This window comes from Elizabethkingia argenteiflava (assembly GCF_009904105.1).
Taxonomy (GTDB): Bacteria; Bacteroidota; Bacteroidia; order Flavobacteriales; family Weeksellaceae; genus Elizabethkingia; species Elizabethkingia argenteiflava.
This window is the reverse complement of the sequence record NZ_JAAABJ010000641.1, coordinates 97,936-112,738: the sequence shown is the minus strand read 5'-3', so window position 1 is coordinate 112,738 and position 14,803 is coordinate 97,936. Positions and strand designations below refer to the sequence as shown.

Here is a 14,803-nt window from a genome sequence, read left to right as displayed (position 1 = left end):
TAAGTTTATTTTGATAAGAATTAAAATTTCAAAACTCTTGTTAAACTTAGTTAAAATCGTTTATTACCGATAAAAAACAGTAACATTTGCCTTAAATTTGATTACCTATCTAAACACAACAATAAAAAATTACGATAATAAAATGGATTTCAAAAAAATTATGCCGTTAGCTGTAGTCGGAGTCCTTTCTGCAGCAACTACTGTAGGTACCCTTCACTACTTTGACAGTAAATATGATAACAACAATAAGGACTTTAATTATTTCCATAGTTCGAGGAAAGATGCTCAATTTGCGAGTTTAAACAATGCAGCAGCCTTAGGAGATGATTTTGTAAAAGCCTCTAAAACGGCTGTTCCAGCAGTGGTTACCATAAAAAACTATCAAATCAATGCAGGAAGGTCTCGGGGTATGGATCAGGATTTGTTCGAATTTTTCTTTGGCAATCCATTTGGCGATAGTCAACGACCTCGACAGACCCCTAAAGATATGCCCTCTGGCTTAGGTTCAGGTGTAATTATCTCTCCTGATGGCTACATTATTACCAATAATCACGTAGTAGCGAATGCCAGCAAACTAGAAGTAGTATTGAGCAATAAAAAGACGTATATCGCTACTTTAGTAGGCACCGATCCGAGTACAGATATTGCTCTTTTAAAAATTGAAGACAAAGGCCTTCCGTATTTAAATTTTGCCAATTCAAACCTGGTAGAAGTAGGGCAATGGGTTTTGGCGATCGGCAACCCGTTAGGTCTGAATTCCACAGTAACAGCAGGAATTATTTCGGCTAAAGGCAGAAGTATAGATTTACTAAGTCAGCAAAGCAAAACACCGATTGAATCGTTTATACAGACGGATGCCGTGATCAATAGAGGAAATAGTGGTGGGGCCTTAATTAACATTCACGGAGACTTAATCGGTATCAACTCCGCTATTTCTTCTTCTACTGGATATTATGAAGGTTATGGTTTTGCAGTCCCTTCTAATCTTGCCCGCAAAGTGGTGGAAGATATCAAGAAATTTGGACTGGTACAAAGAGGTTTCTTAGGGGTAAGTAATTTGGATCTCTCTAATGAGATGCTGATTCGTCAATATAACCAGCAATACAAAACAAATATAAAACCCGGTAGTGGGGTCTATGTCACGAATGTAGCCGACCATAGTGGAGCACTAGATGCTGGTATTAGAAAAGGAGATATCATCACCAAGATAGATGGTCAAAATATCAACAATTTCGCTGACCTCTCTCTTGCAATTGGCAGCAAAAGGCCAGGAGACAGTGTGAAGGTAACCTATATCAGAAATGGAAGAGAAACCACCACTACGGTTACGCTTAAAGATCAACAGGGGAATACAAAATTCCGAAGTAAAGCTGATCTGAGCGTCTCTGAAAAACTGGGAGCCGACTTTCAAACTTTAACAGATCGAGATAAAGTATATTTCGGAATCGATAGCGGTGTAGGAGTGATCAATGTTTCGGAAAGTGGACTATTAGCTTCTATTGGTATTTCGGAACAGAACATTATCACCGAGATAAACGGTAAACCCATAAATTCGAAAAAAGACGTAGAGAGAATACTCAAAGGCTATAAAGGGCAGGTAAACGTGAAGTATTTGGACGACAATGGCCGATTAACCAGCAGAGGGTTTAAGATGCCTTAAAAATCTTAAAAAACCGAAAAATCGAACAACAATCGGGATAGAAAAACTACTATCCCGATGTTTTTTTATATCCTTTTGAGCTATTTGAAAGTCTATCCACCAAATATTCCTTAGCCCGTAGCTTCAATTAGGAGATCCGCATGAGTAAATCAGTTCCCCCTGCCGGAGGTGATTTTTTTCTATCCCTGCATACGAAATAATAAGCAAAAGTTACAGATTTGATGCCCGATGTATGTTTTTGGATTGGTCTGGGGAAAGAGATCGGTGATGGTCTTTTGGTATGATCGGTTACAGGAATAAGCACAGCACGAGCTTTTAAATCAGGCTTACCTCTTGTCAAGAAGCAGCTGCTTCGTTTTTAAAAAGCCCTATTTCCATTATTTATCACCTTTACAGTTTTATCCTACTCCACATAAACGGATTCGTATTTTTGAACTTCCCAAAATACGATTCAGGTTCCGGGTGAAGTATTGATTTTAATAAGTCGGAATACAAGTCCTACAACAATCTGTTACATGTTACCGATTCTTGAGGCATTTTAAAACCCCGCTTCTGATGAATGATTTTGTATAAGGTCTGTTCTCATAAAAACGGTGCTTATAAAATTATACAAAAATTACGCAGACGTTTAAATCTACCCTAATCCCTATTTACATCTTTTTATTGGCGATACCATCCTAACACTCTAAATAAAAAAAACAGGAACATTGAGTTCCTGTTTTTAGTTGGTGAGATTTATAAATCACTGATCTATAAATCATTTAGTAGCCCGTAGGGGAGTCGAACCCCTCTTGCAAGAATGAAAATCTTGAGTCCTAACCGATAGACGAACGGGCCTTATTTTATTTAAGCTAGTTTATTAACGTGCTTTGTTAATTTACTCTTAAGATTAGCTGCCTTATTCTTGTGGATAATATTCTTCTTTACCAATCTATCCAACAAAGAAACAACTTTAGGTAATTGCTCAACAGCAGAAGCTTTATCGGCTTCAGTTCTCAATACCTTAACCGCAGTCCTTGCAGTCTTATGATAGTATCTGTTTCTTAATCTCCTTACGTTATTTTGTCTAATTCTCTTAAGAGCTGATTTATGATTTGCCATAATTTTTCAAAACTTTTGCAAAGATATAAAATCTTTTTTTTATTACCAAAATATTTTTCAAACAAAATTCAGTAGCCTATAGGGGAATCGAACCCCTGTTGCAAGAATGAAAATCTTGAGTCCTAACCACTAGACGAATAGGCCATTTGATTTTTGTGAGTGCAAATATAGAAATATTATCTAAAACTGCAAAATAATTTTTCAATTATTCTTTTACTTTTTCAATAACTGTATTTCTAATACCTTTCTCTTCTAGTGCTTTTCTAAGTTGTACAGCGGCTTCAAGTGTATTTACCTTCCCATAGGTATAGTAAAAAATTCCTTTTCGCTTATTACGTTTCACATCTTTAAGGGCCTGTAATATATAAGACGATTTATCCAGTTTATCTTTGGTTACGGCAAGTTCTATTCTATAATATACGCCCGGAATAATTAAGTTGGGAATAAAACCTATCGCCACTGCATTGAGAAATCCTGCATCCTTAGCTGTCTTTATATTATTATCTTTAACGGATGTTAAATTAGTGGTTGCATAATAATATTTATAAATCAGACCTTCCTTAATGGGTAATATATAGTTCAGCCCTCTCAAAGCAGGATCATTTTCAGCATAACGACTAGGTGTAGACATCAGCAAAATACGCATATCATTTTTAATAGGAGTCTCTCTTGAGGAAGTCGTCGTATAATCTTTACTAACTACATTGTTATTATTTCGGTTCACAGCTTTTCTATAGGAGAGTATTGCATTGTAAATAGACTCAGCAATGGCCTGTTGTCCAGATGAAGATGCTAAATATAAACCATCATCAGGATGATTGATAAAACCTGTTTCAATGAGTACGGAAGGCATCGCATTCAGCCTTAAAACGTGTAAGTTCTGCTGCTTTACCCCTCTGGAATAACGCCCATCTTTTTTCTCAAAATTTTGTTCGACCATACTCCCAAAAAGAAGACTCCCCTCTAAATATTTACTCTGCTGCAATTTGAGTGCTATAAATGACTCTGGGGAATTGGGATCGTAAGATGCAAAATTTTGGCGGTCTTCTTTATCTAAATAAATCACAGAGTTTTCCCGTTTGGCCACCTCTAAATTAGCCTCATTTTGATTGGGACCCTGCACATATGTTTCAGAACCATATGCCGTAGCTATTCTTTGAGGTGTTGAATTACAATGGACGGATATAAACAAATCTGCTTTGCTCCTATTGGCCAAATTCGTTCTTTCAGTTAACGAGGGGTACGTGTCCGTCGTTCTGGTATAAACCACCTGTATATCTCGTTCGCGTTCTAACAATTTCCCTAATTTGAGCACGACTCCCAAAGTCACATCTTTTTCATTCACCTGCCCTACTTCGGGGTAATATCTATTCGCCCCCATATCCGATCCTCCATGTCCCGCATCCAGTACTACCGTAAAAGTTTTTCTTTGAGCGGAAAGGCTTATAAAAAGTAAGCCTGTTAAAAGAAAAAAATATTTTTTGAGATTAAGTGAGCGGTTATTCATCTTCATTTTTTAAATTTTGCTATTTTTGACTCCAAATAATTTATACGAATAGAATTGGGTTCAAACGGTTTCAAAAATACCTTACATATTTTAATTTTCCTAATTTTTAACAATTTTTTAGCACAGAATGCTAAGGATAGTTTAAAGGGGAAAAACACTGTAACAGATGCTGCCACGCTAAAAATGGACAGCCTAAAATCGGACTCTCTGCTCAAAACAGAGAAAATTTCAGCTGTGGTCAAAACAAAAGCGGATATCAGTAAAAGCGATATCCCCAAAAAGATGACCATCCTCCATAAAAATGCTTCGGTAGTGTATCAAGATACACAAATCGACGCAGATTATATCTCAATTGATTGGAATAAAAATTTGATTTTTGCCAGAGGAAAGATCAATAATAAAGGCAAAATTATATCCCCTGTTACCACTACACAGGGAGAAAAAAAATACGAAACAGAAAGCCTTAATTATAACTATAAAACCAACGCTGCAATTGCGTATAATAGCCGTACTGAAGAAAGCGGTGGGTCTATCGTGGCAAATAAAACCAAAAAAGTTAACGATTCTATATACTATCTACGTCAAGGCAAATATACCACAGACGAATATTTTTTAAATAAAAAAGATAGTTTGGCAGACTATTATATGTTAGCGCCCAGGATTAAAATGATAAAAGGGAAACACAACTCTAGAGTGATTACAGGGCCCGTACAAATGTATATAGAAAATGTACCCACCCCCCTAGTCCTTCCTTTTGCTATCTTCCCTTTCTCTGAAAAAAGAAGTGCCGGTTTGCTTATTCCCACTTTTGGAGAGCGAGAGGATCTGGGCTTCTTCTTAAATAAGCTGGGCTATTACCAACCTATAGGAGAACATTTTGATCTTAAAATTTACGCCGATATTTATACTAAAGGCAGTTGGAATTTACGCCCCGAAATGAGCTATAAGAAAAACTACCGTTATTCAGGAAATTTTACGGCAGAATTTGGCCAAACCATCCGAGGAATTAAAGGCTTAAGTGATTACTCTAAGGTAGGCACTTATCGCATTAGCTGGCAACATCAGCAAAACGAAAAGGCCAATCCTTATTTTACTTTTTCTGCTTCTGTAGATGCGAGTAGTATGAAATTTTATAATAATACCCTAAACAATACCAATATCTTTAACGGTGATGTGCTCAATACACAACAAAATTCTTCTATTTCTTTTACCAAGCGTTTTTTAAACCTGCCTTTAAACATCACCGGGCGAGCCTCTTACTCTCAAAACTTTGCCACCGGATTGGCCAATCTTACGCTACCAGATTTAATGGTAAGCGTTAATCAATTTTATTTGTTCAAATCCAAAACAGGCGCTAGATCGGGTCTATTGGAAAATATATATGTTAACACTGGTTTATCTTTTACCAATAGTGTAAACGCTCAGCAGGAAGAGCTCTTTACCAAAGCGATGTATGATAAAATGCAAACGGGTATCCAAAATACAATTCAAATAAGCACCAACACTTCTTTATTTAAATATTTTACATTTACCCTCAGTGCAGATGCTAAAAATGTGCTCACCACCAAAACATTGCAAAGAAGTTATGATCCGATTAAAAACACCCTAGAAGATCATGAACAAAAAAACATTTCAGGATTTAGCACCTTCAGCACCGCGGCAAGTATACAGACGGTACTTTATGGCATGATGACATTCAATAAAGCATCGAAGATACAAGCAATACGTCATATGATTACCCCGAGTATCTCTGCATCCTATTCTCCTGATTTTAGCGCATCATCCTGGGGATATTATAAGCAATACTATGACAAATCTGGACAACTAGTCCCATACTCAATCTTTGACGGTGGCGTATATGGAGCCCCCTCTTCAGGCCTTATGCAGTCTATAGGATTTGAAATCAAAAATAATTTGGAGATGAAGGTAAAGTCTAAAAAGGACTCCACAGGTGTAGAGAAAATTAAGATTTTTGAAGATCTGAGCATTCGGGGAAATTATAATTTCGCAGCCGAACACCATAAATGGTCTCTATTTTCTATTAGCACCCAGTCTTCGCTTTTTAAAAATAAATTGAATGTTAATATGAGCATGGATCTAGATCCGTATAAGACTGAATTTACACCTGGTAAAGATACGGGTATACAAACTGATAAATTTGGAGCTTTTAGCATCGCAAATTTTAATGCTCAATTATCTATGCCCTTATCCGAAGCTATTTTTGGAGAGAAAAAAGATTGGGAAAAGGCCTATGATAAAAAAGGAGAGATAAGATACGAAAATTACTATTTCGATAAAAATAACTATGCGAGATTTAAACAACCTTGGACTCTTAACATTAACGCCCAGTACACCTATACCAAAGGGATTATGCGTACGGGTTCAGAGAATTTCGCTATCGGACTAGATGCCAGCCTTAAACTGAGTCCGTATTGGAATATCTCAGGAAGTACGAATTACGATGTAGTCACGGGTAAATTAGCTTATACCAGACTAGGCTTTGAGAGGGACCAAAGGAGTTTTAGCATCAACTTTAACTGGGTTCCGATTGGACAGTATAGAACTTATGAATTCTTTATAGGTATTAAAGCAGATATACTAAAAGATGCATTGAAGTATCAATCAAGGAATTTCCCTACGGGGAACAGTTCATTCTAATTTGTTTATATTTGGCAAAAAAATCATGAAAGAAATGATTTCTACCGATCAGGCACCAGCAGCTATTGGACCTTACACCCAGGCAAATATGATCCATGGCATACTCTATATTTCGGGACAGATTCCTATGAACCCAATAAATGGGGAAATTATAAAGGAAATTGATAAACAAACACATCAGGTCATGAAGAACTTACAGGCTATTTTAGATGCGGCAGGTTTAGACTTTAGCCATGTGGTAAAAGCAACTATTTTTTTAAAAAATATGGATGACTTTGCTATAGTGAATGAGATTTATGCTTCTTATCTGGATCCTGTATCCTACCCTGCAAGAGAAACCGTTGAAGTCTCTCGCCTTCCTAAAAACGTAGATATAGAAATTTCTATGATTGCTCATAAGAATTAGAGAAAACGTGAATTTTTTAAGAAATACATTCGGTGTGCTTTTAGGGCTAGCAGTAGCTGCCTTTATTATTACTTTAGGCGTTCGATTAAATCCTTCATGGATTACCTATGATCAGTTTACCCCCTTCAAAAAATGGGAATATTTACTCTTCAGCGTTAGAAATAAAGATTATTTCTTCATTGCGTTACTGGTGGCATCGGGTATTGGTGCTATGGTAGGAGGAGTTATTACGGCACTAATCGTAAAATATGCGAAGGTAGCCTATGCCATTTTAATTGGTTTTATTCTACTTTTTATAGCCCTATTGGATATTATTATATTCCCATACCATCCAACGTTTTACAAAATCCTTATCTTCTTAATATTTTTCCCCTTTTCGTGGGTGGGTGGAAAAATAGTAGAAGTAATTACCTCCCAAAATTTCAAAAAAAAATAAATTAATCTCTGGAATGGAAATATAAAAATATTTCCAGGCTTACATATTCAAGATATCCATTTTTAATATTATACCTCCAGTTATTAACAATCCCGAGGCTATTTGCCCCGGGATAAAAAAGTAGAGATTCTTACAAATTAGTATTATTATCTGCTTCATCCTGAGGTATACTAAATAAATAATACCTACTATTGGGTACAAAATCGGTTTTATCCGGAAATGTAAATATAGAATGTCCTTTTGCATTTACCTTTAAGATTTTTTCTTTACCCCCCTCTAAGAACTTGATATCAATCTTTATAGGTTTGCCTGCATTATCTACATAAGGCTTTCTCTTAACACTTCCCTGAGTCCGTATAATATCGGACAAAGAGAAGCCCTCTCCAAAGAGTTCTTTCCTTCTTTCGATTAGAATTTCTTTTATTACCGCATCAGAACCTAAACCTTCTTTATAAACATTCGCCTTTCTAGCAGATTTCAATTCATTCAGAAGACTTACCGCTTTCGCCAGATTTCCTGCTCTTGCATTGGCTTCGGCTTCAATAAGATACATTTCAGCAGATCTCATATATACAATATCCGCGATAAGACCAGGCTTAAATCTGAATTTTTTATATCTTAACATCCCTTCGCTCCCCCTCAGGTGATCCCACTCAAATAACTTGTTTCTAATATCTTTATCATCAAATAAATCTTTAAAATAAGGATCTGCCATAAAACTGCGGTAATAGCTTCCCGAGGTAGAAACATCTAAGTAGTGAAATGCATAACTCTCACTAGACTGTTGCTGTATTTGCCCATGCCCCCATATCCATTCTTCGTTTGATATATCATTAAATCCCGCCAAGTATTTTTCAGCCGTCATTAAAGCATAACCCACTCTGGCGGCTTGGGCTGATGCTGCTGCTTTTAGCCACTCGCCGGTATTCAAATAAGTCCTAGCTAAAAGTCCATTCACTACAGAAAGGTTAATCTTTTCTTTATTATTCCGCTCATAATTTTTTAATAATCGTTGAGCGTCTAATAAATCGCTTTTAATCTGATTATATACTTCTTCCAAACTCGATTTTTTGATAGGTACTGTATGGATTATAGATTGCTCAGTGTAAATAGGAACTACCAAGGCCTTTTTGTCTTTAAGATAACTAAATTGATAAAAACTCACTAAATTGAGATAGCAAAAAGCCCTGAAAGCCTTAGCCTGCCCCTTGACCTGATCCTTCTTAGCCTTTGGTCCTTCAATCTGATCAATATGGCTAAGTAAAGTATTCATATTGTTAATGGTGGAATACAATAAACTCCATATAAAATCTACGCGTGTCTGTGTTTTATGAGACATTTCAGCAAATGCATAGGCAGAGCCAAAGCCATATCTAGCCGTGTTCACCACTACATCACTACCCATCGCATCACTGGTACGCAGTACAGTAGAATAACCAATGTTTGCATAGGTAGATGCCTCTTCATTAAATTTAGCCCACGTTCCATTAATAAGGGATTCTGTAGTCTCCAAAGTACTAAATACCTCTTTTTCTGTCGCGCTATCAGTGGGGGCTGTATCCAATTCTCTATCGCAGCTAATCAAACTAGAGATTACAACATTTAATAATAGTATGTATTTTATTTTTTTCATTTTGTTGGTATTATATTAAAGAGTGGCTTGTAATCCGAAAGTTACAGTCCTCATGGCAGGATATCTATAATAAGTAATTCCATTAAAGGTTTGCTCTGGATCCATGCCTTTGTGTTTATAAAATGTTAGTAAATTCTCTCCTTGCAAATAGATTCTTAGTCTTCTTAGTCCGATTTTTTCAAAAACCTCCTGAGGTAGAGAATAACCTAGGCTCACCGTCTTTAGCCTCGCATAGGTCCCAGAATATAAGAACCTGCTAGACCTTGAAGTCCAATAGTTCGTAGTGGTGTTTAATGCCGGAACATTTGTATACCTATTATCGGGTGTCCACCGATTTAGTATTTCTTTACCCCATGCCCTACCAGTCGCACTACCACTCGACAATAAAGACGTATAGTCCTGGTCCAAAATCTTACCTCCTATTCTAAAAGACAGAAGCCCCGAGATATCAAAGTTTTTGTAAGTGAGCACAGTATTAATTCCTCCTACCCATTTAGGTAGTGATGAACCTTGATATATCCTGGTTGCCTCAGCATATTCAGAGGTCGTGCTTTCAGCTGTTTTCCCTTCTGAATCAGTGGTAATTTTCTTCCATAGGGGAGCACCTGTTTCAGCATCTACCCCCGCCCATGTTGGAATATAAAAATCATAAATAGATCCTCCTACTGTTAACATTTGTGATCCTTTGATTATAGAAGGTTTAGGCAAGCTTTTAAATCGATTGCGCGTCGTGGTTGCATTAATATCTAAATCCCACCGAAAATCTTGACCCAGTATAGGGGTTGTCTGAAGGCTAATCTCCACCCCAGTATTTTGTAGCGTTCCCACATTAGCATTGTACTTACTAAACCCTATAGAAGGTGCTGTAGGCATCTCAAATAATAAATTTTTACTCTGTCTTTTAAAGTATTCTATATTTCCTTTTATGCGATTCTTAAGAATGGCAAATTCCAGACCTAAATTCAGATTAATATTGGTCTCCCAGGTGACATGAGGTGTCGCAGGCTGAGATAATACCACCCCTGGTTCTCCAAGGTTATTATAAAATGAGTATAGACTCTGATATCCATAATAAGTATCTAACTTATCGTTACCCTGAGCTCCATAACTGGCGCGAAGTGTCAACTGATCAAATATCCCCAAATCCTGTACGAATGATTCCTTGGATAACTTCCAAGATCCCCCCACAGACCAGAAGGTTCCCCAGCGTTTTTTTTCATAAAATCTGGAGGACCCATCTTTCCGAATAGAGGTAGCAAAAAAATATTTGTTTTGATAATCGTACTCTAGCTTACCCAAAAAACTATACAGTGAAAGTTTATCACTTTTTCCATCAAAGCCACTTATGCTAGCTGCAGCATCTGGTTCTGTATAGCCCGGAAGTGAAAACTGAGATTTTCGCCCGGAAATAATTTGGTACTTGTATTGATAAAACTCCTGTCCTGCCAACACGTTGATATGATGTTGTTCTAATCTTTTATCATAGGTTAAGATATTACTGGTGGTATAGGAAAACACTCTGGAATTAATCTTAGATACCTCTCCCCCTATGTCTTTACCGGATCCCAAAAGAGGATTTACATAATCGTGACCATTCTTGGAAACTAAATCAATGGAGAGGCTGGATTTAAACTTAAGCTCCGGAAGAAAGGTAAATTCCAAAAATCCTTTCCCCGAAAAGTTATCAATTTGTCTTTCGTTTTTATCCAAAGGAAGTGTGGCGGCTAAATTTTCGTTCGCCAAAGCACCAGCAGGCCTATAAGTGCCAAAATCGTAAATTTTGTTCCCATTTTTATCCAATACAAAACTACCGTCTACATTTCTTTGATAATATGGGTAAAATGAAGGAATTATCCTCGCAGCAAGAATGACATTATCGGATTTGGTATCCGAAGAAGTAGGAGCATTTTGTATGCTGTTAACATAGCTTAAGTTTGCCCCAGCATCCAACCAATCTTTCACTTTTGAATTAACTTTCAATCTGGTGCTGTATCTCTTAAAGTCGGATTCTATAGCCATACCTTTTTCATCCAGATATCCCAAGGAGAAAAAATAATTTCCTTTTCCATTTCCTCCACTTAAATCTAAATCTACCTGGCTTCTGGAAGCAGGCCGCTGTAATACCTTTCGCCAGTCATCATTCCATAGGGGAGTAGCCCCCGGCAATAGTTTCCCATCAACCCCCACCGGATTAGGGTACTGGGCCCCATAAGGGTTAATCCCCAATGCAGATACCAAATTATCCGTTGCCATCTGAGCCGCCTGACTTGATGAAATTTTAGACGATACATAACCGTTTCTAAGCGCTTCCCAATACAGCTCAAAATACTGATTGGTATTGACCTGCTCGTAATCTTTCACCGCGCGATTTAAGAAACCTTGACTGATATTAAAGTTCACTCTCGAATCTCCTTTTTTTCCGGATTTAGTGGTAATAATGATAATTCCATTAGCGCCCCGAGAGCCATACAAAGCACTGGCTGTAGCATCTTTCAATACACTAATGGATTCTATATCATTTGGACTAATGGCATTAATATTTCCATCAAAAGGAATCCCATCAACCACATACAAGGGTTCACTCGAGGAATTCACAGAACCTATACCCCTAATTCTTATTTCTGCAGCAGCACCTGGTTGCCCCGAGGCGCTTACCGCCTGTACTCCTGCTACCTGCCCTTCTAATACTTTACTAACATTCACTACAGGGCGCGTAGCAATTCTATCACCTGAAATAGTGGATACAGAACCTGTAAAACTAGATTTTTTAGCCTTTCCATAGGCCACCACTACTACCTCATCAATTTGCTGCTGACGAAGGGAATCCTTATTCTGTTTAATATTCTGGGCGTATAGTCCCACTCCTCCCAAGAATACACCTGCTATACCTATAGGTGTTCTAATACTGTGTGCTATAAGTGATTTCCTAAACATATTTTTTATAGAATTATAATTAAAAAAATACCCTTTGCCATATCTTCTCGCAAAGGGTATTTACACTTTATAAATACCTATGCTTATCTTCCCTTTAAGGCTGAATGGAACACCTTGCATGTGCAGGTTGTTAAGATTTCATGGGGTCAGTTCCCTCCATCTTTCTCTATAAGCTTAATATATAAGAAGACAAAGTTACAAATAGAACATCTATCGAACAAGTAGACTTTAAGTTTTTTTTAACAAAAAACTTAAAACAATCTTAAAAATTTATCAAAAAGTGTCTTCTGCGAGGCTTCTCAAAAGTTTAAAATATGCCTATATTCGCATTAGGATAAAACAAGCTGAAAAGCCTAAAATAATAACGTAATATAAAAAACTCTAATTTTGACTTATGAAAATTTTAATTGTAAACGGTCCCAATCTTAATCTTTTAGGCAGGCGCGAACCTGAAATATATGGGAATGTTTCTATGGAAGACTTCCTTTTAGAGCTCCGCAACGAATTTGTACAAGATGAAATCTTATATTATCAGTCTAATATTGAAGGAGAACTTATCGATAGAATACAGCAAGATGATTTTGATGCATTGGTGGTTAATTTTGGAGCTTTTACCCATTACTCCTATGCTTTAGCGGATTGTTTAAAAAATATTATTAAGCCTAAAATAGAAGTACATATCAGTAATATTTACCAACGTGAGACATTCCGCCAAAAATCTGTAACGGCTGCTCATACGGATGCCATACTTTCGGGCTTTGGCCTGACAGGTTATCAATTGGCTATCCGCTATTTGATAAAATAAAACACCACAATTAAATTAATTGTGGTGAGTCTAAAAAGATATTTATATCAAATCACTTCTACTTCTCTTCTGGGCTCCCCCTCCAAAATACTAACATCTTGAATTTCATTGAATCTCTCAAAATTTTTATGAAAAGCTGCAGCAAGATCTTTGGCTTGTTTTATATAAGCCTCATAAGAATTCCAACTATTTTCGGGTAATAATAAACTTTCATCGGAAATTCTCCTACAGGAAGTTGGAATCTGAACCTTAAATATGGGGCTCTCCTGATAGGCAACCTTATCCAATTCACCCGCTAATGCGGCAGAAATAAGGGCACGAGTATCTTTAAGACCCATACGCTCCTTTTTCCCATTAAAACCGGTATTCACCAACCATACTTTTGCTTGGGCACCTTTAATTTTTTCAGATAACATTTTTCCATACTCTGTTGGATGAAGCGGCATGAAGGCAGCTCCAAAGCAAACAGAGAAGGTTGTTTGGGGTTCTATAACTCCTACTTCTGTTCCTGCCACTTTGGAAGTGTAGCCTGAAATAAAATGATAAGCAGCCTGCTCAGGGGTCAGTTTAGATATGGGAGGTAATACCCCAAAGGCATCAAATGTTAAGAAGAAGATATTTTTGGGATTATTTCCGATGGAAGGAACCTGAATATTATGAATAAAATCAAGCGGATAACTAACTCTTGTATTAGGCGTAATACTATCATTGGTATAATCAGGCTCTCCTTTTTCATCAAAGAATACATTTTCAAGGATAGCTCCCCGCTTAATGGCACCATAAATATCGGGCTCTTTTTCGGCCGAAAGATCAATCACCTTAGCATAACACCCCCCTTCAATATTAAAAATAGTATTATCTGGGGTCCAGCCATGTTCATCATCTCCGATCAATTTTCTATTGGGATCTGCGGAAAGAGTCGTCTTACCGGTACCTGAAAGACCAAAGAAAATAGCCGTTCCTTCTTCTCCTGCATTAGCAGAGCAATGCATAGGTAAGATATTATGTTCTACAGGGAGGGTAAAGTTTAATGCCGAAAAAATGCCTTTTTTCATCTCCCCAGTATAAGCTGTTCCACCTATTAATGCGATTTTTCTTTTAAAGTTGAGGATAGAAAAATTATGCTGTCTCGTACCATCTACTTCAGGGTCCGCCTTGAAACTTGGAATGCATAAAATTAACCAATCGGGATCTCCAAATTCGGCCAGTTCCTGAATACTGGGTCTGAGGAACATATTGTATACAAACATATTAGACCAAGGATATTCAGTGACTGCCATTATCTTCACCTGATAACGTTTATCTGCTATTGCATAGGCTGCTCTTGCATAGAGAGGAATTTCTGAAGCATAGGCGACCACTCTGTCATACAAAGCATCAAATTTATCACTATCAAAAGGTATATTTACTTTACCCCACCATACCCTATCTTGGGTAATCTCATCTCTTACTATAAACCTATCTTGGGGTGAACGTCCTGTAAATTCCCCAGTGTTAATAGCCAAAGCTCCGGAACCCGCAACAAATCCCTGCTCATACCTTACTGTATCTTTTTCAAGTTCTTCTGGAGGCAATTGCCATTTTACATTGCCATTGTTAAGTCCAAATTTTTCCAATGATTTCATTACTTTACTTTTCACTTGGCTAAAGTTAATAAAATATG

At 37.1% G+C, this 14,803-nt stretch carries 11 protein-coding genes, 2 tRNA genes and 1 riboswitch; of the genes, 5 read left to right on the top strand and 8 right to left on the bottom strand.

The window, feature by feature from the left end; genetic code table 11:
- Positions 1-142 precede the first annotated feature (142 nt).
- Positions 143-1,660 carry a Do family serine endopeptidase gene (locus GNY06_RS12060; RefSeq protein WP_166520299.1) on the top strand — a complete coding sequence of 506 codons (1,518 nt, stop codon included), beginning with the start codon at positions 143-145 and terminating at the stop codon, positions 1,658-1,660.
- Positions 1,661-1,787: 127 nt separating this feature from the next.
- On the opposite strand, the gene GNY06_RS12055 is transcribed toward GNY06_RS12060, so the two are convergent.
- From GNY06_RS12055 to GNY06_RS12035, 5 genes are all read right to left on the bottom strand, one after another.
- Positions 1,788-2,000, bottom strand: a complete 213-nt coding sequence (locus tag GNY06_RS12055) for a hypothetical protein (RefSeq protein WP_166520298.1) — start codon at positions 1,998-2,000, stop codon at positions 1,788-1,790.
- Between the two features lie 425 nt (positions 2,001-2,425).
- Positions 2,426-2,497: transfer RNA gene (locus GNY06_RS12050), tRNA-Glu, on the bottom strand.
- A 9-nt stretch (positions 2,498-2,506) separates the two neighbouring features.
- A complete protein-coding gene (rpsT, locus tag GNY06_RS12045) occupies positions 2,507-2,761 on the bottom strand; it encodes a 30S ribosomal protein S20 (protein ID WP_166520297.1) in 255 nt (84 codons plus the stop codon).
- Between the two features lie 72 nt (positions 2,762-2,833).
- A tRNA-Glu gene (locus GNY06_RS12040) sits at positions 2,834-2,905 on the bottom strand.
- A gap of 61 nt (positions 2,906-2,966) precedes the next feature.
- Positions 2,967-4,274 (bottom strand): N-acetylmuramoyl-L-alanine amidase family protein, encoded by a 1,308-nt coding sequence (locus tag GNY06_RS12035; protein WP_166520296.1) that lies wholly within the window; start codon positions 4,272-4,274, stop codon positions 2,967-2,969.
- A gap of 48 nt (positions 4,275-4,322) precedes the next feature.
- Between GNY06_RS12035 and GNY06_RS12030 the strand changes: the two genes are divergently transcribed.
- From GNY06_RS12030 to GNY06_RS12020, 3 genes are read left to right on the top strand one after another with little or no spacing between them, the layout of a single operon-like run.
- Positions 4,323-6,926, top strand: coding sequence for a putative LPS assembly protein LptD (locus GNY06_RS12030; protein WP_166520295.1), 2,604 nt, complete (start codon positions 4,323-4,325; stop codon positions 6,924-6,926).
- A gap of 25 nt (positions 6,927-6,951) precedes the next feature.
- Positions 6,952-7,332: a Rid family detoxifying hydrolase gene (locus GNY06_RS12025; RefSeq protein WP_166520294.1), complete on the top strand. Its 381-nt coding sequence runs from the start codon at positions 6,952-6,954 to the stop codon at positions 7,330-7,332.
- A 7-nt stretch (positions 7,333-7,339) separates the two neighbouring features.
- A complete protein-coding gene (locus GNY06_RS12020) occupies positions 7,340-7,768 on the top strand; it encodes a hypothetical protein (RefSeq protein WP_166520293.1) in 429 nt (142 codons plus the stop codon).
- Positions 7,769-7,898: 130 nt separating this feature from the next.
- Here GNY06_RS12020 and GNY06_RS12015 read toward each other — a convergent pair whose 3' ends face one another.
- Positions 7,899-9,401 (bottom strand): RagB/SusD family nutrient uptake outer membrane protein, encoded by a 1,503-nt coding sequence (locus GNY06_RS12015; protein WP_166520292.1) that lies wholly within the window; start codon positions 9,399-9,401, stop codon positions 7,899-7,901.
- 15 nt (positions 9,402-9,416) lie between these two features.
- On the bottom strand, positions 9,417-12,335 hold the full coding sequence (locus GNY06_RS12010) for a SusC/RagA family TonB-linked outer membrane protein (RefSeq protein WP_166520291.1): 2,919 nt from the start codon (positions 12,333-12,335) through the stop codon (positions 9,417-9,419).
- 80 nt (positions 12,336-12,415) lie between these two features.
- A riboswitch (SAM riboswitch) is annotated at positions 12,416-12,510 on the bottom strand.
- A 219-nt stretch (positions 12,511-12,729) separates the two neighbouring features.
- Here GNY06_RS12010 and GNY06_RS12005 point away from each other — a divergent pair.
- Entirely contained in the window at positions 12,730-13,140 is a 411-nt protein-coding gene (locus GNY06_RS12005) for a type II 3-dehydroquinate dehydratase (RefSeq protein ID WP_166520290.1), read from the top strand.
- A 47-nt stretch (positions 13,141-13,187) separates the two neighbouring features.
- On the opposite strand, the gene pckA is transcribed toward GNY06_RS12005, so the two are convergent.
- Positions 13,188-14,765, bottom strand: coding sequence for a phosphoenolpyruvate carboxykinase (ATP) (gene pckA, locus GNY06_RS12000; protein WP_166520289.1), 1,578 nt, complete (start codon positions 14,763-14,765; stop codon positions 13,188-13,190).
- Between the last annotated feature and the right edge of the window lie 38 nt (positions 14,766-14,803).